Source organism: Vibrio crassostreae (assembly GCF_041439375.1).
Lineage (GTDB): Bacteria > Pseudomonadota > Gammaproteobacteria > Enterobacterales > Vibrionaceae > Vibrio > Vibrio crassostreae_D.
In genome coordinates this window covers 14108-33982 of record NZ_JBGONY010000002.1, presented here as the reverse complement: position 1 = coordinate 33982, position 19875 = coordinate 14108, and the positions used below count along the sequence as shown (strand labels likewise).

Annotated in this window: 20 protein-coding genes; 11 read left to right on the top strand and 9 right to left on the bottom strand. The window is 43.7% G+C overall.

Annotated elements, in window-relative coordinates; genetic code table 11:
* Nucleotides 1-164: 164 nt before the first annotated feature.
* The 3 genes from ACED45_RS01420 to ACED45_RS01410 form a co-directional block, all read right to left on the bottom strand.
* The gene (locus ACED45_RS01420) at nucleotides 165-2522 is read right to left on the bottom strand and encodes a zinc/cadmium/mercury/lead-transporting ATPase (RefSeq protein ID WP_371713192.1); all 2358 of its coding nucleotides are present in this window, start codon (nucleotides 2520-2522) and stop codon (nucleotides 165-167) included.
* Between the two features lie 153 nt (nucleotides 2523-2675).
* On the bottom strand, nucleotides 2676-4139 hold the full coding sequence (locus ACED45_RS01415; RefSeq protein WP_371713191.1) for an MATE family efflux transporter: 1464 nt from the start codon (nucleotides 4137-4139) through the stop codon (nucleotides 2676-2678).
* A gap of 173 nt (nucleotides 4140-4312) precedes the next feature.
* Nucleotides 4313-4729, bottom strand: a complete 417-nt coding sequence (locus ACED45_RS01410; RefSeq protein ID WP_060982864.1) for a CBS domain-containing protein — start codon at nucleotides 4727-4729, stop codon at nucleotides 4313-4315.
* A 303-nt stretch (nucleotides 4730-5032) separates the two neighbouring features.
* Here ACED45_RS01410 and ACED45_RS01405 point away from each other — a divergent pair, with 303 nt between their 5' ends.
* Together ACED45_RS01405 and ACED45_RS01400 are read left to right on the top strand one after the other, a co-directional pair.
* A complete protein-coding gene (locus tag ACED45_RS01405; RefSeq protein ID WP_048609358.1) occupies nucleotides 5033-5266 on the top strand; it encodes a hypothetical protein in 234 nt (77 codons plus the stop codon).
* 202 nt (nucleotides 5267-5468) lie between these two features.
* Nucleotides 5469-5753, top strand: a complete 285-nt coding sequence (locus tag ACED45_RS01400) for a hypothetical protein (protein WP_371713190.1) — start codon at nucleotides 5469-5471, stop codon at nucleotides 5751-5753.
* 99 nt (nucleotides 5754-5852) lie between these two features.
* Here ACED45_RS01400 and ACED45_RS01395 read toward each other — a convergent pair whose 3' ends face one another.
* Nucleotides 5853-6809: a glycosyl transferase family protein gene (locus tag ACED45_RS01395; RefSeq protein WP_371713189.1), complete on the bottom strand. Its 957-nt coding sequence runs from the start codon at nucleotides 6807-6809 to the stop codon at nucleotides 5853-5855.
* 316 nt (nucleotides 6810-7125) lie between these two features.
* Here ACED45_RS01395 and ACED45_RS01390 point away from each other — a divergent pair, with 316 nt between their 5' ends.
* From ACED45_RS01390 to ACED45_RS01380, 3 genes are all read left to right on the top strand, one after another.
* Entirely contained in the window at nucleotides 7126-7500 is a 375-nt protein-coding gene (locus ACED45_RS01390) for a hypothetical protein (RefSeq protein WP_102432614.1), read from the top strand.
* Between the two features lie 89 nt (nucleotides 7501-7589).
* Nucleotides 7590-8189 carry a thiol:disulfide interchange protein DsbA/DsbL gene (locus ACED45_RS01385; RefSeq protein WP_132762665.1) on the top strand — a complete coding sequence of 200 codons (600 nt, stop codon included), beginning with the start codon at nucleotides 7590-7592 and terminating at the stop codon, nucleotides 8187-8189.
* Between the two features lie 202 nt (nucleotides 8190-8391).
* Complete coding sequence (locus ACED45_RS01380; RefSeq protein WP_371713188.1) at nucleotides 8392-8886, top strand: peptidylprolyl isomerase; 495 nt, start codon at nucleotides 8392-8394, stop codon at nucleotides 8884-8886.
* A 130-nt stretch (nucleotides 8887-9016) separates the two neighbouring features.
* On the opposite strand, the gene ACED45_RS01375 is transcribed toward ACED45_RS01380, so the two are convergent.
* A complete protein-coding gene (locus tag ACED45_RS01375) occupies nucleotides 9017-9454 on the bottom strand; it encodes a c-type cytochrome (protein ID WP_371713187.1) in 438 nt (145 codons plus the stop codon).
* A 192-nt stretch (nucleotides 9455-9646) separates the two neighbouring features.
* Here ACED45_RS01375 and ACED45_RS01370 point away from each other — a divergent pair, with 192 nt between their 5' ends.
* Nucleotides 9647-10291, top strand: a complete 645-nt coding sequence (locus ACED45_RS01370) for a cytochrome b/b6 domain-containing protein (protein ID WP_371713186.1) — start codon at nucleotides 9647-9649, stop codon at nucleotides 10289-10291.
* A 16-nt stretch (nucleotides 10292-10307) separates the two neighbouring features.
* Nucleotides 10308-10736: a MarR family winged helix-turn-helix transcriptional regulator gene (locus ACED45_RS01365; RefSeq protein ID WP_050622032.1), complete on the top strand. Its 429-nt coding sequence runs from the start codon at nucleotides 10308-10310 to the stop codon at nucleotides 10734-10736.
* Nucleotides 10737-10836: 100 nt separating this feature from the next.
* On the opposite strand, the gene ACED45_RS01360 is transcribed toward ACED45_RS01365, so the two are convergent.
* From ACED45_RS01360 to ACED45_RS01345, 4 genes are all read right to left on the bottom strand, one after another.
* Nucleotides 10837-11703: a DMT family transporter gene (locus tag ACED45_RS01360; RefSeq protein WP_371713185.1), complete on the bottom strand. Its 867-nt coding sequence runs from the start codon at nucleotides 11701-11703 to the stop codon at nucleotides 10837-10839.
* A gap of 110 nt (nucleotides 11704-11813) precedes the next feature.
* A complete protein-coding gene (locus ACED45_RS01355; RefSeq protein ID WP_371713184.1) occupies nucleotides 11814-12911 on the bottom strand; it encodes an alkene reductase in 1098 nt (365 codons plus the stop codon).
* Nucleotides 12912-12925: 14 nt separating this feature from the next.
* Nucleotides 12926-13303, bottom strand: a complete 378-nt coding sequence (gloA, locus tag ACED45_RS01350; RefSeq protein ID WP_017084654.1) for a lactoylglutathione lyase — start codon at nucleotides 13301-13303, stop codon at nucleotides 12926-12928.
* A 242-nt stretch (nucleotides 13304-13545) separates the two neighbouring features.
* A complete protein-coding gene (locus tag ACED45_RS01345) occupies nucleotides 13546-14481 on the bottom strand; it encodes a LysR family transcriptional regulator (RefSeq protein ID WP_371713183.1) in 936 nt (311 codons plus the stop codon).
* A 157-nt stretch (nucleotides 14482-14638) separates the two neighbouring features.
* Between ACED45_RS01345 and ACED45_RS01340 the strand changes: the two genes are divergently transcribed.
* From ACED45_RS01340 to ACED45_RS01325, 4 genes are all read left to right on the top strand, one after another.
* Nucleotides 14639-15889 carry an OmpP1/FadL family transporter gene (locus ACED45_RS01340; RefSeq protein ID WP_371713182.1) on the top strand — a complete coding sequence of 417 codons (1251 nt, stop codon included), beginning with the start codon at nucleotides 14639-14641 and terminating at the stop codon, nucleotides 15887-15889.
* 674 nt (nucleotides 15890-16563) lie between these two features.
* A complete protein-coding gene (locus ACED45_RS01335) occupies nucleotides 16564-17475 on the top strand; it encodes a hypothetical protein (protein ID WP_122975736.1) in 912 nt (303 codons plus the stop codon).
* Between the two features lie 632 nt (nucleotides 17476-18107).
* Entirely contained in the window at nucleotides 18108-18689 is a 582-nt protein-coding gene (locus tag ACED45_RS01330; RefSeq protein ID WP_371713181.1) for a magnesium transporter, read from the top strand.
* Nucleotides 18689-19678, top strand: a complete 990-nt coding sequence (locus ACED45_RS01325) for an efflux RND transporter periplasmic adaptor subunit (RefSeq protein WP_017107610.1) — start codon at nucleotides 18689-18691, stop codon at nucleotides 19676-19678. The genes ACED45_RS01330 and ACED45_RS01325 overlap by 1 nt, the downstream gene beginning before the upstream one ends.
* The last annotated feature ends 197 nt before the right edge of the window (nucleotides 19679-19875 follow it).

Sequence of the window (19875 nt, the reverse complement as noted above, 5' to 3'; positions counted from 1 at the left end):
AAAAACGATTGGCATCACAAAAATAAGCAATCCGTATACCTATGTTGCATACTAATGAGACAAAAAGCGCCTTTAACGTATTACCGCTAAAGGCGCTTTTTAGATTAGACGCTTTCTATATTCGTCGCTTTGAATAAGACATAATCTATGTCAGAGATCTGAACTTAATCCGCCTTAGACTTGAATCGAAGCAGACGTAGAGCATTTAATGTCACCAAAGCTGTCGCACCACTATCCGCTAACACTGCAACCCATAAGCCAGTAATACCTAATAAGCTCGTCACCAAGAATACACCTTTCAAACCGAGCGCTAGCGCAACATTTTGACGGATGTTGTTCATAGTTGCTTGCGATAGCTCAATCATCGCTGGCAATTCTGTTAAGCGGTTATGAGTTAGTGCTGAATCCGCCGTTTCCAAGGCAACATCAGTCCCTCCGCCCATTGCGATGCCGACATTCGCCGTTTTCATTGCTGGCGCATCATTGATGCCATCACCAACCATTGCAACGTGCGACTGTTGAGATAACTCCTCAACGTAAGATACCTTGTCGCTTGGAAGTAGGCTCGCCTTGTATTGCATACCAATCTTACTGCTGATCGCAGCCGCACTGCGCGGGTTATCGCCAGTCAGCATGATAGATTGAATACCCAAATCATTGAGTCGTTCAATCGCAAGCTTAGCGTCACTGCGTAACGTATCTTGCCAAGCAATCAGACCAATCACTGTCGTATTTTGCTCTGTTGATTCTTCTTGATCTTTAAGCTCAAGAGCAACCACAACCGTCTTGCCCTCGCCTTCCAATGCTTCTACCTGAGAAACCACATCGGCACCAAGATCGAACGCTATTTTAGACGGTGACAGAACCTGATACTTAACGCCATCAACATCACCTTCAACACCACTACCGATAAGTGCGATCTTGTTATGTGATTCAGGAATCTCAATATTCAGATCTTTTACTTTAGCGACAAGTGATTGCGCCAATGGGTGAGTAGAGCCAACTTCAATTGCACCAACCACACGCAGCATCGCATCTTGTTGCCAACCCGAAAGAGACTGAATATCCGTAACCTGAGGCTTACCTTCGGTCAGTGTGCCCGTCTTATCGAAGGCGATAGTTTGGATTTTACCAAGCTGCTCCAGTGCTGCACCGCCTTTAATTAGTGCACCACGTTTCGCTGCTGCCGCTAAACCAGAAGTAATCGCTGCTGGCGTCGAGATAACTAACGCACACGGACAAGCAATCAATAATAACGCTAGACCACGGTATACCCATGTTTCCCAAGGTTGAGCGAACAACAGTGGTGGCGTGATAATAACGAGCAAAGCCACCACCATCATCAATGGCGTGTACCAACGACTGAACTTATCAAGGAAACGTTCCAGCGGTGCTTTACGAGACTCTGCTTCTTCAATCAAGTGAAGAATACGGTCGATTGCGTTTTCACCTTGTTTTGAAGTGATGGTTATACGAACCACTTTGTCCACGACGACGGCACCAGCCATAATGCTGTTACCTTCGGTGTGTTCAACAGGAACAGATTCACCGGTTAACGCACTTTCATCAAAGCTCGCCGCGTCTGTAATCAATTGACCGTCAGCAGGTAAACGAGAACCCGCAGCCACTTCAATCACATCACCAGGAACCAGTTCACTGACTGCTACTTCAACACGTTCACCGTTGATAATCTTAGTTGCATTTTCTGGTACCAATGCCATTAACGCTTGAACGCCACTTCTTGCTCTAGATGAAGCAAACGCTTCTAAGCGCTCACCAATCAAGAACAATAATAGAACCATCGCCGCTTCCGCGGTTTCACCCAGGTACAAAGCACCCAGTGCGGCAACACTCATTAAGGTTTCAATAGCAAACGGTGTACCTGAGCGTGCCAACTGAACCGCTTTCTTCGCCACCGGATATAAACCAAGCAAACAAGTTACCGTAAACAAGCCTTCACTTAATTGAGGAGAGGTACTTTTCAGAAGCGCAGCAAACAGCATTGCCGCTGCAATCGCGATAATCTGTAAATTAGGTTGGATATGAGCTTGCCAAAAAGTCTCAGGTTGTTGTTTTTCTTTCTTTGAACCGACTTCCGTAAGAGGGAAACCCGTTTTAATAGAGACCTGTTCAATGGTGTCGGCAAGGCTTTCATTATCGAATTTCACAACCAGCTTTTCGGTAGCAAAGAGAACCTTCGCTTGAATAACACCGTCAATATTGCTGATCGCGTTTTCTATTTTTCTTGCACAAGCTGGGCAGTCCATTCCGGCAACCAACCAACTTTTCGAAAATTGAGCGTCGAAAGATGAGGGTAAGGACTGACTGTCCTCTTCTCCACTGTCCGAACTACAACAATCATCCCCTGACGATGAAGGAGCCGCAGAAGAAGAACTACAACAGCCAGATGAAGTACCTGCTGCCGTAATGCTGGAAATTTTAGGGCTAGAGCAACCAGCTCCCACCGCTTGAGGTTGAACGTCCACTTTTGTTGAGCGGCACGCTGCATGTTTTGCGCACATAATGTATCTCCTTAATACTCAAAAGCCTTGAGGTTGTTGCTGACTCACGAGCAACAGAACCTTAAGTTCACCAAAAGTATAAACCTTGGAGGCTACTCCAAGGTCAAGAAGAAGTTATCGAGAAAACAAAAATATTATGCCAGCGCCAATGGCTTACGGAGATTTACGCTCCGCACACTCTTCACGATTCGCCGATACATCATCAATAAGAACCGCATCGTGTGAACAAAACGGCTGTGTGTTCAAGCTGACAATCGACACATCGTCTTCAACTGGATCAACTTGAGAACCTTGCATCAGCTCAGTAATATGATGTCGAAGTACCAAAATACCTAAAATCCCGAACAGAACATTACCTAACGCTTGTCCGTACAAAACCCCCAAAGCGCCATACCACTGAGAACCTAGATAGACGAATGGTAGAGTACCTAACGTCGCTTTGCCCAAATTCAACGCCGTTGAGTAAAGCGGTTTACCTAGATTATTAAAGGAGGTATTGGCAACAAATAGCGCGCCGTTAAAGGTGAAGGTTAACGCCACATAGGTACAGAAAGCCGCCACAATGATTGCCGCATCACCTTGTAAGCTAAAGCCTTGAATGACATAACCTTGAACGAGGTACAACAGAATACAAACGGCAATGGTATAAAGTGTCGTCACCAGCAATGAGTTATTAAGTGTTTCTTTAACTCTGTCCATGCGTTCTGCACCAAAGTTCTGACCAATGATTGGTCCCACAGCGCCAGACAAGGCAAAGATAACCGCAAAACAAACCGGTGTTAGACGACCGATCACGGCAAAACCCGCGACAAAATCCTCACCATATTGTGCGATACCTGTCGTCACAATCGCATTACCGATAGGCGTTGCGGTATTGGTGATAATCGCAGGCAGCGCAATCGCCAATATTGGTCGAATATTAAGGCGCCATTGCACAAACGAAGGTGGAGCCACCAGCTGATGGCTGCGAATCAAAGGATACAGCGAGAAGAGAAGCACCGAAAAACGGGCAAAAACAGAAGCAATAGCCGCCCCTTCTATATTCCAGCCAAAACCAAAAATAAACAGAGGGTCCAAAATCGCATTAACGATACCGCCCGACAAAGTCGCCCACATCGAACGTTTGGCATCTCCTGCCGCCCTCAAACCCGCACCAGCCGCCATCGCCAACGCTAGAAATGGCCCACTTGGCAATAAAATCTGTAGGTAAGCTTGAGCACGCTCAGCAGCAATCCCTTTTGCGCCTATCGCGGCTAACAGCTCTGGAATATAAGCGAACATGATTGCAGTTACGGTGGAACTGATAACAAACGCAGTCAGCATGATGCTGGTGCTTAGATTTCGAGCGTGTTCTTGATTCTTTGAGCCAATAGCTTTGGAGACTAATGCGCCCATGGCAATCGAAGTACCAATCGAAACAGAGGTAGAGAAAAAAGTCAGCGTACCTGCAAAGCCCACTGCCGCGGCCAATTCAACCTGCCCGAGCATACTAATGAACAGCATGTCGAGTAAATCTACGACAAATAACGCCATCAAACCGACAGAGCCAGCCCCCGACATCACCAATATATGGCGCATCGTTGAACCTTCAACAAACTTTGCCGTTTGATTTGACATGAAACCTCCAAAAGTTGGCATACCGCAAACTAAAGCTTAATAAACTAGTCAACCACAAGTTGGGGATCCACAAAGAAAGGATCTATCTAGAAAAGCTCTATACAGAAAAAAGGCGCTAGTGCGCCTTTTGTCAATTATGGGTATTGATAAAAATAATCGTTCTTAACACCTTACTATACAGGATGTTTGAAACATTCATCTAAGTTCTTGCCGATTGCTCTCAAAACATCGGTTCGGGTGATCATACCGACCAGCTTCCCGTTATCAATTACTGGGTATGCCTTAGGTTTACCAACTTGCATCATGTCCGCCAGCTCAATAATAGATAATTCAGGTGAGACAGACAGTACTTCTTGATACATGCAGTCACCCACAATGTGTGTGTCTTGGCAGAAATAGCTCACCTTCACCAGCTTCTCGAGTAAATCTTGCTCAGAAAGGAAACCAATCACTTGCTCATTATCGTCAATTACGGGTCCACCCATATGGTGGCTACGCATCACTTTGTCTAACGCTAGACTTAACGGCATATCAGGAGTAAATGTCACAACCTGTTGCGTCATATAATCTTTCACTTTAATAGAATGCATTGCGTTCTCCCTAAATACTTTGCGTTATATATTTTTCTATCTTGTTAAGTTAATTGTTGTCTAAAATCTTGATTTTACTAAATGGATTTCAACAATTTTATTGATAGGCAAAACCTAACAAGACAACAAAGCGAGACAAACAAAGGCTTGAGCACGTTTTAGACCACCAGAAAAAAGGGGGAAAAGAGCCCTTACAAAGCCTTACTTTTCCTTGCTTAACCTTACTTAGCCGAACTAGCCTGAGTAGATAAACCCTGTAATCTTCACCGCACTAATAATTAGAAATCCGGATTTAGGAAGTTTATGCAACACGACAACAACATGTACGCGTATGTTTATGCAGGTAACGACGGCACAGAAAACACACTCATCGCCACTATAGATAATCAAGAAAAACCGCTTATTTCAAGCTGCGTTGATGAGATAAAACGCATGTCGTGCTTAGCCATTGACTTAGCAGCAAAACACGACCTAAAAGTGAAGCTGGTGAAGTATCAAAGAGAGCAAGAGATCGACTTCGGCCTATTCGTAAAATAGTGAGTCCGACACTGGTTTGGTTAATCACGAACTGGCAGCCACAGTAGCATTAGCATTAGCATTAGCATTAGCATTAGCATTAGCATTAGCATTAGCATTAGCCATAATGGCTGCCGAATTCGCCCTGACAAGCCTAACGGGTAAAGGCTATAATGATCAGACGGTGCCCTTGCCGATTTTCATTGTCTAAATACGGTTTACTATGTCTTCTCGAACGTATCTCTCTAACTCCTTATCTAAATTAAAAAGCTACTTTAGCGAGTTATTGGATTTCCAATCACGCATTTGGGTGGTTCATATCTTTGAAGACTCTATTACCGATCAGTCATTTGTGATTAATGAAGATGGCTTTAAAGAACCGTTAGAGTGGATGAAGAAGCGAGCCTATCAAGCAGCAATGCTTGAACGAGTTGAGAAAATGAAAATTTCACAAGTCATTGAGATTCAATTTGAAGGCAAGATGCATCGATTGATGCGAGTAAAGTAACTCTTATTGCTTGAGCATTCACGAAAGCCCTTTGCTAGAAATCAAGCACAAAAAAGGCCAGCACACGCTGACCTTCTCTCATTGGTTAAAAACAATCATCTAACTCGCACAATACTCATGCCACAGGCGCACCGCTTTCTGGTATGCCTCAGTTTTATCGTGCGTTTCTGCAAAGAGAATAGCTGTCATGCTGTCAACAACGGTATTCGCCATTAACGCCATCTCTTCAGCCGGTGTACCAAGTACACATTGACTAGGAAGTGGCAGCTCTAGGTTCATCATCTCTTCCCAGTAGAACGATTCAACTTTGTCAGGAGAGCTCATCCAAACCGTTTGGCTAACTTTAGGGTTATATTCCGACTCACCATTCATCCCTTTGAATGAAATCACCGAGTGGGATTTATTACCAATGACATGCTCAACTTCCGCATGAAGCTGTGGGAAGCCAGGATGGAAACTGCCACGCAGGCCTAAACGGCCACCACCTGGGTTCAATGCTCGAACCACAGTGTTGATTGGTGTGCGCAAACCGTAACGGTGTTTCCAGCCGATCATGGTCTGAGCTTCTGGTGCAAAGTTAGCTAGCGGTAAATAAGCAATGCCGTCTTGTTCAAGAATCGACTTAGCATGTTCAGGGTTCTCTGCACTTTGCACACCAACATCTTGCAAATGGCTTTCAACGTGTGTCCTACCGCTCGGTTTGTCCATGTAGCCATGCATTAAGACTTTATAACCACTGTCAGCGAGGATTTTTGCTGCCAGCAAGTTCCAAGGTTTACCACTGGCGTTATCGTTACGCTTACCTGCATAACACGGCCAATCAATATCAGCACCTAAATCTGGCACTCGAGATTGAAACGCTTTTACAAAGCCAGCGATCTCTTCATTGGTTTCATTCTGCACACGAATCAGCATCAGTAGCATAGCCATTTGGTCGTCGCCGACTTCTCCGCTTAAATACTCATCCATGATGCGGTAGGCTTGTTCGAACGATAAAGGCTTACGCCCTCTTTCTCCTCGTCCAACTGTACGAATACACTCTAAAATACTACTCATTGATTGTTATTCTCTTCCGTTGATATCAATAAAATTCGCATACGTTTTCGATTCTATGATACCCGCAGTCCATTGCAAAGCGATTCAACAGCTGCTCCCTAATTATCAATACACGGATTGAGGTAAAATTAACGAATGCAGCGCACCTTGATAGGTCAAACAAAAATAGAACCCTGGCAAGTTTCATCGGGTTTGATTAGAGATGCTGAAACAAGTCGTGTATTATCGGAACGTTTGCACTTTACCTATTTTACGGTTAGCGGTTGCACAATTTTATTCGCACCAACACACGTTCATATACCAAGACTAAGAATTGATGCCAAAGTTGATTAACAAAATTTGGGTACACGCTTTCATGCTCTTCGCTATGCTAATGGCCACCATTAGTGTGGACAGCATCGCGAGCAGCAATGCTCTGCAAGCCCCCCAAGCTCAATCAACTTCTGCCAATAGCTTATCTTTCTCTGCTTCTAACATCAGTTCTGTAGAGAGCGCCCCAACACCTTTTTCCAGCGTACAATCCAACGTTGAGCACCACTGCTGTGGATCGGTCTGTCTACTGAAAATGCCACCACTTATCGTTTCTGAATCTTTCGAACCGCAGATTGAATCACTGGCACTGATAGAAAAAGAATCTTCGCACAAAGCGATTTTTGCACCACAAGCGCCATACCGCCCCCCTATTTCCTAATCGTTTGTCCCTGTTTGGCAATCTCTGCCACCAAGTTATAACAGCATTTTTGCTGTATCAAATGACATCCGAATTTAGGAAATTAACACATGAAAAAACTATTTAGCCTCTTTGCTGCTCTACTCTTAAGCGCTTCAGTAAACGCCGCACAATTTGAAGAAGGCACGCACTACAAAATCCTTGATGTAGCAAAGGCCGACAAGCCTGTCGTTACCGAATTTTTCTCTTTCTACTGCCCACATTGTTACAAGTTTGAAGGGGTCATTAAGTACCTAAAAGCAGACTTGCCAAAGTCAGCAAGCTTCCAAAAAGTGCACGTCGCTTTTATGGGTAACAACATGGCAGTGCCAATGGCGAAGGCTTACGCGACCATGGTTGCGCTAGACGCTGAAGAAAGCATGGTTCCTGCCATGTTTGCTCAGATCCATGAGAAGCAACAAACACCAAAAAATGAAGCAGAACTGCGTGACGTTTTCATTGATAACGGTATCAATGCGAAGAAGTTTGATGCAGCATACAACAGCTTTGCAGTGAACTCGATGCAAAAACGTTTCGATAAAGAGTTTGATCAAAGCACACTAACAGGTGTTCCTGGAGTTCTGGTTAACAACAAATACATCGTGAAACCGGATCAAATCAAGAGCTACGAAGAGTACAACCAACTAGTGAATTACCTACTAACGCTCTAAGTCCGTTTTTCATCTCAAAGCCAGTGATTCATCGCTGGCTTTCTTATATATGAAGTCTCCCTAGCCACTCACCATTCCCATAAATCCGCTTGGGAAGCATTGTTAACTGGCATCCTCCACAATTTTTCATATACTGCACTCAAATAAGCTAACCACTGTGCTGTAGCCTTCAAAGTATTAACACTCAAATATTGGGACCTTTATGATCATTCTGACCACAAACTTTGGCGACATTGAAATTGAACTGAACCTTGAAAAAGCGCCAGTAACATCGAAAAACTTCCTTAAATACTGCCAAGATGGCTTCTACGAAGGCACGACATTTCACCGTGTTATTGAAGGTTTCATGATTCAAGGTGGTGGGCACACTATCGACATGACAGAAAAACCAACTCGCGCACCCATCGTCAACGAAGCAAACCGTGGCTTAAAGAACGTGATTGGCTCTGTAGCGATGGCTCGTACTGATGCACCACATTCTGCAACGGCACAGTTCTTCATCAACCTTGATGACAACGATTTCCTCGATCACACCTCAACAACCAACGCAGGCTGGGGTTACGCTGTATTTGGTAAAGTATCGGCAGGTATGGATGTGGTAAACAAGATCGCAGCCGCGCCAACGACCATTCGTTGGGGACATGAAGATGTGCCTTGCGAAGAGATTGTGATTACTAAAGTCACTGTTCGCGACTAATTCACTCACGTACTTTCCCGCCCCTAGTGCATTCGAATTGATTGCACAAAGAAAAGAAGGCTGCGCGATAGGACTATGGTGGTAAGGGGTCGACTTTACCACCTATATTCAAAGCTCGTTGTTAGAATCGTTACCAACGAGAACGATAAGTACGGTGACATCCTTTGCACGTCTTATTCGCAGAAGTTAACCCTCGCTCTGCACTCGACAAGTCTTGTTCAACACTCGCTTGATACAGCTCTGCAAAGCCTTGGTTCATCTGTAACATCAGTTGGTTAAATTTCTCAGGCTTGCTCCAAATCTCCTTCTTGGCCTTACCTCCTGTGTCAGCTTCAGCAAAACTCGCGTTCAAGACATCACCATGTTCCACCAACATTTCACTTAACTCGCCCACCTTCAGCCAATCCACGTCACTGTTATTCAATTCTGAATCGACTTGTTTACTGACCTCTTCAATAGAGCTAAAAGCCTGTTGACGATTATTTACAACATCCGCTGCGGCTGCAGAGATCATAGGTAGAGCAATCGTTGGTAGTGCGATGATTAAAGCGATCGTGAATTTTTTCATAGTGTCATTCCTCGTGATTAATTGATTGAGTGATTTCTTCGTTAATTACTGATTGGTTTCTTAGTGAATTACGGCTTGATAGTTCAACCGTAATCGAAGAGATGCATTTAATTTACACAACAATAGTTGCACGTGCAACTATTGTTGTGTAAATTATTCCCACCAAGCAAATTCGCAAACAGGAAAAGCATTATGAAAATCTGGGATCTACCAACTCGACTTTATCACTGGATTCAAGCCGCACTCTTTATTGGTCTTGCTGCATCAGGATTTAACGGACAAGGTCCCCATGTTTACTTAGGCCTCGCGCTGTTCAGTCTGATTTTATGGCGCTTGGTTTGGGGAATCGTCGGCAGTGATACCAGTCGTTTCTCTCAATTCATTAGCTCCCCGAAATCGGCTTGGAATTACTTACGTGGAAAGGCTCGCCCAAAACCGGGACATAATCCGTTGGGTGCCTGGATGGTGATAGGAATGATCACGACTCTGTTTATCCAATGTATGACAGGGCTTGTGATTGCTGGTTTCTTTGATGCGATTCCAGGCTCGGAACTCGTGATTACTGATGCCGCATTCGATGTGTTATGTGCGGTGCATGGCATTGCCGCTCGCATGTTAGTGGTCTTTGTCGTACTGCACTTGGTGGCTATTATCATCTACAAACTGCGTTCAAAACCGCTGGTTCTTGCCATGATCACAGGCAAACAAAACCATTCAGTGTCAACGGATTATTTCAGGAATAGCAGTCAATTGGCTTTTTCATCAAATAGGAAAGCGTTGTTGGTGCTAATTGCATCGGTATTAGTTACGATGACAATAGTTGTAATATCACAGTAAAATTAGGTAGCGAAAGATGCCAGAAGAGTTTGATAGACAAAAAAGCTTTGGTTGGATGATCAATGTGATCGCCAATAAGTCGACCAAAGATTTCGACACGGAATTGAAAGAACATGGCTTAAGCATTGCTCTATGGCCAACTATGATGTGTCTTTGGGAAGAAGAAGGTGTGACTCAGCGTGATATTGCTGCGAAATCCAAAGTCGAGAATTCAACAACGACACGCACATTAGACAAGTTAGAAAAGCTTGAACTGGTCGAACGCAGAGCCGATCCAAACAGTCGACGTTCTTTCCGAATTTACTTAACGGAAAAAGGCAAAGCACTTGAAGAACAACTCGTTCCTATCCCAGTTCGTTTAAACAAAGAGTTGATGAACGAGTTAGATGCTGAAGAACAGCAACAAATGCTCAAGCTACTTCAGAAAGTAGTCGCGGCAATCTGATCTTACCGCGTTCACTGCTTACCTAGCTTAGTGCTTAGAAATTATTACACTCTGAACGTGTATTGAAAAACAACCCACACTCGGCCTTGCGCCGAGTGTTTTATTTTCGTCTCGACCATTTGATATAGCAAAACAGTGAAGCAATGATCACCGCCCCACCGAGCAGCTTCTGCATCTCAACACTTTCACCAAGCACACTCACACTTAACAGCAGCGTCCACACTGGCTCAAGAATCATGATCAATGCCGCCACTTCCATGTTCACGGAGTGCTGACCGACCGTTTGCAGCAAGTAACGAATAGACGTTGCGATCACCGCAGAGACAATAAACCAGAAGACTAAGGTTTTGGTGATTTCGAACTCCGGCTGAGCAGTCATAGAAGCAAAGGCTAAACCAGTCACACCCACCACAAACAGTTGCACACAGATTGATGCGATAGGCTTGATATTGGTAATCACACGCTTGTTCATCACAAAGTGAACGGACAACAACATCGATGCTAGTAAGAAGTAAATCTGACTCTGCTCAACATGCCAGCCGTTGCCCAGAGTCAGCAATAGCATGCCGATAACCGCGATAGGGAAAGACATCCAAAACGCACGATTAGGCTTAACTCGAAACAAAATCCAAGACACAAACGGTGCAATGATCATGGCTAAGCTCATGATGAATGCCCCTTCCGACAAGCTTTCCGTCACTGAAACCGCAAACACCCATACCTGCAATGAGGCAGACAACAACAAACCCACGCCGCAAAGAGACAGAATCTGCTTAAGCGAAAGCTTACGAATATGGTGAATACAAAATGGCAGAAGAATAAGACTCGCGACGAGGAATCGCACACCAATGAACACTGGCCCAGGCATTTCTAATACCACCAGCTTAGATGCAATCCATCCAACCCCAGCTAGCAGGGTGGCAAATAGAAGGTAAAGCTCTCCGCGCATCGCTTTCACGTTCATCATTTTACTTAGTCCAATAACAAAAAAAGCAACCCGACTCTGCAAGGTTGCTTTTTATAAACATTCAACAGGATCGAGATACTATCTCAATACTCTGCTTCAGGCAGCTGTTTTTAGCCTGCGTATTCCGGGTAATCTGTTAAACCTTTTTCAGCACCACCGAACAATGTGTTTGGATCGTGCGCTGCAAGTGGGTAACCATTTTGAATACGAGCTGGTAAATCTGGGTTCGCAACAAATGGACGACCAAAGCCAACCATATCAGTTACGCCTTCAGCAACGGCCTTTTCGCCACGCTCGCTATCGTATTTACCCGCATAAATAAGGACACCATCGTAAGCTTCACGAACTGCCGCTTTAAATGCTTTTGGCGTTTCAGGTGCATCGTCCCAATCAACTTCTGCAATGTGCAGGTAAACAATTTTGTATAGGTTAAGTAGTGCTGCAGCAGCTGTGTAAGTCTCTACTGGTGTAGCGTCAACCGTACCATTCAACGATGTGAACGGAGCAAGGCGTACACCAACACGGTCAGCACCAATCGCTTCAACCATAGCTTCAACCACTTCACCTAGGAAACGTAAACGGTTTTCAATTGAACCACCGTATTCGTCAGTGCGGTTGTTTGCTTCAGAATCGATGAATTGGTTGATTAAGTAACCATTCGCTGCGTGAAGTTCGATACCATCAAAGCCCGCTTCAACCGCATTCAAAGCCGCTTGGCGATACTGTTCAACCACATCTTTGATGTCTTCTTTCGTCATCTCACGAGGTTCAACCACATCAACAAAACCTGGTTCATCAGTGCCGTTATCGATGAATACTTTTACGCTTTCTGCTTTAAGTGCAGAAGACGAAATTGGTTGTTCACCACCAATGTTGTCTGGGTGTGTTACACGGCCTACATGCCAAAGTTGAGCGAAGATAACGCCCTCTTTTTCATGTACGGCATCAGTTACTTTTTTCCAACCAGCGATCTGCTCATCAGAATAGATACCCGGAGTCCAAGCATAGCCTTGGCCCATAGGTGAAATTTGTGTGCCTTCCGCAATAATCAAACCTGCAGAAGCGCGTTGAGCGTAGTAAGCCGCCATCATGTCGTTTGCTGAATTACCAGGTTGAGTTGCGCGAGAACGCGTCATCGGTGGCATAACAATACGGTTTTTAAGCTCGATATTACCAAGTTGAATTGGTTGAAATAGTGCGTTTGTCATTGTTATATCCTCGATTAACCTAGTTGAATCAGTTCGATTTGGTAGCCGTCTGGGTCAGTAATAAAAGCGATATGAGTTGAGCCGCCTTTCACTGGACCCGCTTCGCGAGTGACGTTACCACCTAGCGATTTGATCTTGTCGCATGCTGCGTAAATATCTTCTACACCCAATGCCAGATGACCAAACGCGCTGCCCATCTCGTACTCGTTAGTATCCCAGTTGTACGTTAGCTCGATAGTCGTGCCGCCTTGCTCGTAGCCAACAAAAACCAATGTGTAGCGGTAGTCTTTGTTTTCATGGCGTTCAAGTTCCTTCATTCCCAATACCTTGGTGTAGAACTCGATAGACTTGTCTAAATCAGTAACTCGGATCATTGTGTGTAGGAATTTCATATTTCGCCCTTGATACTTTAATCTCAGCCTCAGCCTCGTTCAGAAGCTAAGTAATGTTCGTTTGGGTTGACCTTGAGGCCACCTACTTCTCTGTTGCTAGGTATATTACTGAACACACACAAATCAGTGAAATTATTAAATATTCTCATTTTAATAATTTTTTGTTATTAATATATTGTCTAGTACCAACTAAGCGACACAAAAAAGGGAAGCCAATGCTCCCCTTAGATTTAGACTCTCAATTAAAATCGCAACCGCCTATCTTTAAGCGCCTTCGACATTGAATCTGATGTACTAATGACTTGTTCTCTGAACCATTTATGAGCGGGGTCGCTGTTCTGCTTCTTCAACCAAATCAGGTAGTGAGACATCGGCTGATATTCAAAGGGTGGCTTGAACAGCTGCAAACTTAACTTTTCTTGGAACTGCACGGCCATAGATAAAGGCACCACAGTGATGTAGTCGGATTGGCTACACAGCAAGATATTACTGAACAGCGAGCGTCCATGGAACACGATTTTACGCTGGGACAGATCCAAAGCAGTGTAGTGATTTAAACTGCGAACTTTGCGTCGTGTTCTGTCTAATACAGCATGCTTTTCACTTAGGAACTGAGCTTCGCTGAGTTCACCTTGGATTCGCGGATGATCAGCTCGGCACACGATCACAAACTCGCCTTCATAAAGTGTTTCACTGGCGATACTTGGGTGTTCAGGCACCACAATATCGATCATCGCATCGAACTCTTGAGTCAAAAGATCTTCATAAATGCGCTCATCACTGTCTGGTTGATCAAAGACTTCCAGCGACAAGTTTTGATTAGGAAGCTCCGCGAAACTATTGAGCAGTACCCACTGTAAGTGCTCAGGCGCAGAGATCACAAACTTACGCTCAGAGGATTGCTCATCAAAATTAGCCATCGATTGAAACACGCCATTGAGTTCATTGATTGGCGCTTTAATCTGCTCATACAAGCTTTGCGCATAAGACGTAGGCGCAACGCCTCTTCCTTTACGAACAAAAAGCTCTTGGCCAATCTCTTTTTTTAGGCGAGCTAACGCGGTACTGATGGTCGATTGATTGGTACTGAGTTGATCCGCAGCTTTACTTAAACTGCCCTGCTCCATCACCGCAGAAAACACGGCAAGTAGATTAAAGTTGGGGATGTCGTTGCTCATAGATCATGCCTTTATTCTGGATAGTACTCTCGTGTATCTACAAATCTTATCCTATCGTAAATACGATACTATGAAATGTTAATTCGCTATTTTTCGACCCAATTTGTGAGACTACTATCAGCGCCCTAAAAACTGCTCCCAAAATAGGTTCTATTCCATGAAAAAACACGCACTTGCCATTGTAGTGTCAACGCTTTCAACTCATGCAATGGCGGCTGGCCCATTGCTTCCTGAATTAGGTTCATTGAACGCAAGTACTGCAGGAGCTGGTACCGCAGCTCTAGCAGAGAGTGCGTTAACAGCTTGGACGAATCCGGCCGGCATGTCTCAACTAAAAGAAACCAACGTTACAGTAAATGCTTCTATTTTAGATACGACATTTGATTACTCTGATCAAGGTTCAACAGGCCCCGCATTTTCAAATGGGGAGAACGCAGATGGCGGGACAACAACCCCAACAGGTAGTTTCTACTTTGTCACACCAATCAACGATCAATTCCACGCAGGCCTTTCAGTTGCATCACAGGGTGGTTCCGGCGTTGATTATGGTGACAATTTCCACGGTGGTAATCTATTAGAAAACGTGGAGTTTATTACCGTACAAATTGCACCAGCAATATCGTACAAAGTAACTGACAAGTTTGCTGTTGGTGCTGCCATCAATCTGGAATACTTCTCAGCAAATGGTGAACTCGATGTCTTTCCGGGAGTTCTCCCAACGATTGGAGAGGGCAAGCTTGAGGCCAATGCCGACGATTTTAACGTAGATTATACACTCAGTGCCTTTTACAAATTCAACGAAGCACATCGTATCGGTTTGATTTATCGCTCTGAAATCGCGCACTACGGTGAAGGCGATGTAAAAACAACGCAACCAGGATTCAAAGGCAATATCGTCAACATGGATGTTGGATTAGATTTCATCATGCCACAACACGTTCAAGCAAGTGGTGTTCATGCCGTTAATCCGCAGTGGGACATGCTTTGGAGTGTGACTTGGTATGACTTATCAACTTGGACAGACCTAACGCTAGACCTGAACAATGCACCAATTGAAATCGTTCAACGTGATTTTGATGATGTATGGAATTTCGCGATCGGTACACACTACCAACTTAATGAACAATGGCGATTAGAAACCGGAGTGAGTTACGAAACCTCACCGCAAGATGATCCGACAAAGGTATACATGGACCTCCCGGTAAGCGACATTTGGCGCTATGGAGTCGGTGCGACCTATCAAGTAAACGACAGCTGGCAAGTGCGTGGTTACTACGATTACATCGACTTAGGTACACCAAACATTGATTACACGCTCGACCTTGCACCTTCGCTAGGTAACCTTAACGGTCAATACAAGAGTTATGCACACTACTTTGGCTTACAAGTGAACTATCGCTTCAAGTAACATTCAGCCTTGAACAACACTAACTCAAATAAGAATTAAATTTAGTCATCTGGCTAAATCTATATTACTTACCTGAAATTTTTAACTAAATATTAAGCTTAGTGCCCTGCGCGCTAAGCTTTTTTATTTGGGCTAAGCATTTCAATTAATTTTCTTTCTGCTCTCAATCGACAAGTCATTTATCGCCGTTTTGATTTGCATTGATTATCAACCTAATAAACCCAACAAACAAGGGCTTATTGTCTCATTTTTCGTGACACTGTTTCACAGTCGCTTTCAGCTACTTAGTAAAGCTCTTTGTCTTTTTCACAGCGCAGGCTGAAAATTGTGCATTTAGCAAAACACTGTTCTTTCAACTAAACCTATTAATTTTCGAGCGTTTTAGGCTTCAGCCCTTATTCAGCCTAATGAAGAGGTTTGGAGGAACGCTTTCTCCGCTCGCTATTTTCCTAAAGAACGACCAGCACATTAGTTCAAAAAGCAGCCCTTTATTTTTATAAAACTCACTACTAATGAATAAAGATCATTAGCTATCGTATTTGCGATGATTAAAAAACGAAATATTACGTAGATTCATATTATTCACATCTTCTATATTTCCCGCCAACGAATAAACACTTCATGACTGTGAAGATGAAGTGAATGCCAAACAAGTTATGACTAAGAGTATAGATATGCTTAAAATTAAAAAGAGTTTCCTTTCTGTTGCCATTACTGCAGCAGCATTACTTTCAACAACAGCAAGTGCACAAGAAAAATTATCAGTACAAGAAGCGGCAAAAAAATCAGCAAACCCAGTATCAGATGTATGGATGCTAATTACTCAAAATGATTATACTTTTCTAGAAAAAGAAGATGGTCACCATGAGATGCAAAACCGCTTCAGCTTTCAACCAGTAATGCCTGTACCTATCATGGATGGTGAATGGAACTTGGTGAACCGTTTGGTTGCCAACCACTACAGTTCACCAGGCGATCGTGAAAACGGTGATTTCTTTGAAGGACGTACAAACGGTATGGGAGACACTGTCTTTCTATCAATGGCAGCCCCTAACCGTGATGATGGGTGGATTTGGGGTGTTGGTCCAACGATGATCATGCCAACAGGTACTGATGGTTTAACGCAAGATAAGTGGCAAGTCGGCCCTGCAGCAATGGTCGCTCGCCTTGGTAAAGAAACAGGTAATCCAACCAGTATTGAAAGCTGGAACGTTGGTTTCTTAGCTCAGCAATGGTGGGACGTGGGCGGCAGTGACAGCGTTACTGAGTCAACCAATCAAGCGGACATCCAGTATTTCTTAAACTATCGTGTCAGCAACACCGCGTTAATTGGTATGACACCTAATATTCAAATTGATTGGACAAAAGACGGTTCCGACCAATTTACTGTACCTGTCGGATTAGGCTATATCGATATGTTTAAGGTTGGGCCAATGCCAGTTCGTTGGGGTGTAGAACTTCAATATTACGTAATGAAACCAGACGCAAATGTTAATACAACCAATCCAGCTGAGTATGTGCCATATGCACCAGATTGGAACCTGAAATTCTTTATTGCTCCTGTTACATTAAACCCGTTCAAATAATCGATTAAAATCCCCCTACAGGTTGGTCTAATTTATTTAATATTTTAGGCCAGTCTTTTTAGCACTTTTCACCGACTTCTATGATCCAAACCAAGTTAATGAACAATGTTTTCTATCTGTATATGAGCCTTTCCAAATAAATCGACCTACCGATTTAGAGTTATAACTACTAATCGTAATTACGATATTATCAAATCGTAATTCTAGGTAGATACTGGTCAAAACTCTTCCTATTATCCTGCTAACAAATCAATTATTAGCCAAAACAGAATGCTGACAAATGTTTTACTTTGGTATGTCAATTGTCATGGAATAGCCCCTCGATTGCCGAGGTAATACACGTAATAAAGACAGTCGCTGAAAGAAGCACGAATATTAATTCGAACGCCTCATAGCCATCTAATTTACGTCTGCTGACAAATAATAAAGATTGATTTGTAGAGGAGCATATTCGCTTCTTGATACCGAGAATCGGTTGTCTAGACTGAGCAATATCACTTTAAATATCATCTGTTACTTTTGTTTATTATGAGCACCAATCTACCCACATAATAGACATCTACTTTTTAAGATGTCATTTAAGGTGACTTCTAGGCTACAAATTCTCTCTTCTTATTGATGTAGGTTGAGATATGAACTTTATAAAAATCGTTTTCCAGAAGATCTGGGCCGTTGTGATGGTCTTGATTAAATTCTGCCTGTTTATGGCGGTAATGTTTGCTGGCGCATGGGCTCTTGCACCGTTAGGCACTATCCATTCTAAAGACATCGACATGTCTCAATTCAACAACCATCCCAATGAAATGATGATGAACTTCTTCCAGATGAAGTCCTTCTCTGGTTACTTGTTCTCGGTGACAATTGCTGTGGTATTAGCCGGTGTTTACGGCATGTGGCAGTTGCATGAACTGGGTGTGCATAAAGCAAAAGAGCACAAAAGCGCTCACGTACAAATCGTGTTTGCACTGTCACTTTGTGGACTGTTCATCAGCAAAACATTCTGGGTTATCGCCTTGGTCATCGCATTGGCGAACTGGAAACATATTGGTCAATCACTGAGTGATGTTATTCGCCGTGGTGTTCAGCCTAAACAAGATGCGACTAATGCAGCGACAGCCGCTGTCCACGTATCACCTGAACAATCGTTAACAGAGCCGTCTCAAACAAATCAGGTTCCAGCAAAACCATCCCCTACAGAAAAAGAGGTCGCATAATGAAAGAGATGATGATTCCATACATCCTAATTGTATGGTCACTGTTTGCGACAGGTGCACTGAAGAAGAACTTCAAAAACTACACGTGGGCTGCCATTGGCGGCGTAACAATCCTTGCCGTATTAGCGGTTATCTCTCGCTTATGGGCACCGGTTGATTTAACCAACTCAACCACAGTGAAAGCACCACACGCGGTAATGTCACCTATCTTTGGTCAGCAGATCGACAAAGTGCTTGTTGAGCACAACCAAATGGTTAAAGAAGGCGACGTAATTTACACACTCGTCGACATCGATTCTGCCGCAGACAAAGCAAAGATCGAATCTTCAATTGTTCAGAAAGAAGAAGAAATCAAGCAAATGACTCGCGACTTAGAGCGCGCTGAAACGTCACCTGAAATCTTCAATATGCGTGACGTAGAAAAGTACGACTCAGACCTTCGAGTGCTGCACGCTCAACTTGTGTCGTTAAAAGCCGATCTACAAAAAGTAAATTGGGCGCAAGAGAAGAAAACCATTAGAGCTGAATTTGATGGTCAGGTATCGATAGTGAATATTGCTGAAGGTTCTGTCATGGGTAACATGCACCTCTACAACACCAGCAAAAAATTCCTTGAGATGCGTATTTCAGACCAAACTTACGGCTATGTTCAAGTAGGAGACTTCGCAGAGTTCTTCGTTGATGCCTACCCAGGGCATGTGTTCCGAGCAAAAGTACACAGCTTTAATGCAGGTACGGGGGAGTCAAGTATTTCTCCACTTCAGGGGCCACAAAGCGTCGGTCAACACGTGGTAAGAAACGGTAACGGTTTAGGTCGTACCATCGTACTTGAGATCATCGAACCAGAAGGTTTCAATATCCCAATTGGTTCAGCTGGCGCAGCTTGGATCTCAGCTGAGAAGCCACATCCGTTCTGGGGCTTCATCGATGTAATCGGTGCAGCAACGGTTCGCCTACAATCTTACAAGTCATACTTAGGTGCTTGGTAAACGATTAGCTCTTGATAAGCAATTAAATATTCAATGATTTGGCTGTTATTCACTCGTATCACAGCCACTCATGAACTAGCGACTAATTGTAAAACAAATGCCCTGAATTTCAGGGCATTTTTGTATCTGTTGCAAGCTCATTTACTAATTGATTTAGATCAAAATCAATCGCCAATACAATCGTTTATCAAACAAAT

Coding starts and splice junctions, on each gene's coding strand:
- ACED45_RS01420 (WP_371713192.1), bottom strand. CDS start 2,522: ATGTGCGCAAAACATGCAGCGTGCCGCTCAACAAAAGTGGACGTTCAA.
- ACED45_RS01415 (WP_371713191.1), bottom strand. CDS start 4,139: ATGTCAAATCAAACGGCAAAGTTTGTTGAAGGTTCAACGATGCGCCAT.
- ACED45_RS01410 (WP_060982864.1), bottom strand. CDS start 4,729: ATGCATTCTATTAAAGTGAAAGATTATATGACGCAACAGGTTGTGACA.
- ACED45_RS01405 (WP_048609358.1), top strand. CDS start 5,033: ATGCAACACGACAACAACATGTACGCGTATGTTTATGCAGGTAACGAC.
- ACED45_RS01400 (WP_371713190.1), top strand. CDS start 5,469: ATGTCTTCTCGAACGTATCTCTCTAACTCCTTATCTAAATTAAAAAGC.
- ACED45_RS01395 (WP_371713189.1), bottom strand. CDS start 6,809: ATGAGTAGTATTTTAGAGTGTATTCGTACAGTTGGACGAGGAGAAAGA.
- ACED45_RS01390 (WP_102432614.1), top strand. CDS start 7,126: ATGCCAAAGTTGATTAACAAAATTTGGGTACACGCTTTCATGCTCTTC.
- ACED45_RS01385 (WP_132762665.1), top strand. CDS start 7,590: ATGAAAAAACTATTTAGCCTCTTTGCTGCTCTACTCTTAAGCGCTTCA.
- ACED45_RS01380 (WP_371713188.1), top strand. CDS start 8,392: ATGATCATTCTGACCACAAACTTTGGCGACATTGAAATTGAACTGAAC.
- ACED45_RS01375 (WP_371713187.1), bottom strand. CDS start 9,454: ATGAAAAAATTCACGATCGCTTTAATCATCGCACTACCAACGATTGCT.
- ACED45_RS01370 (WP_371713186.1), top strand. CDS start 9,647: ATGAAAATCTGGGATCTACCAACTCGACTTTATCACTGGATTCAAGCC.
- ACED45_RS01365 (WP_050622032.1), top strand. CDS start 10,308: ATGCCAGAAGAGTTTGATAGACAAAAAAGCTTTGGTTGGATGATCAAT.
- ACED45_RS01360 (WP_371713185.1), bottom strand. CDS start 11,703: ATGATGAACGTGAAAGCGATGCGCGGAGAGCTTTACCTTCTATTTGCC.
- ACED45_RS01355 (WP_371713184.1), bottom strand. CDS start 12,911: ATGACAAACGCACTATTTCAACCAATTCAACTTGGTAATATCGAGCTT.
- gloA (WP_017084654.1), bottom strand. CDS start 13,303: ATGAAATTCCTACACACAATGATCCGAGTTACTGATTTAGACAAGTCT.
- ACED45_RS01345 (WP_371713183.1), bottom strand. CDS start 14,481: ATGAGCAACGACATCCCCAACTTTAATCTACTTGCCGTGTTTTCTGCG.
- ACED45_RS01340 (WP_371713182.1), top strand. CDS start 14,639: ATGAAAAAACACGCACTTGCCATTGTAGTGTCAACGCTTTCAACTCAT.
- ACED45_RS01335 (WP_122975736.1), top strand. CDS start 16,564: ATGCTTAAAATTAAAAAGAGTTTCCTTTCTGTTGCCATTACTGCAGCA.
- ACED45_RS01330 (WP_371713181.1), top strand. CDS start 18,108: ATGAACTTTATAAAAATCGTTTTCCAGAAGATCTGGGCCGTTGTGATG.
- ACED45_RS01325 (WP_017107610.1), top strand. CDS start 18,689: ATGAAAGAGATGATGATTCCATACATCCTAATTGTATGGTCACTGTTT.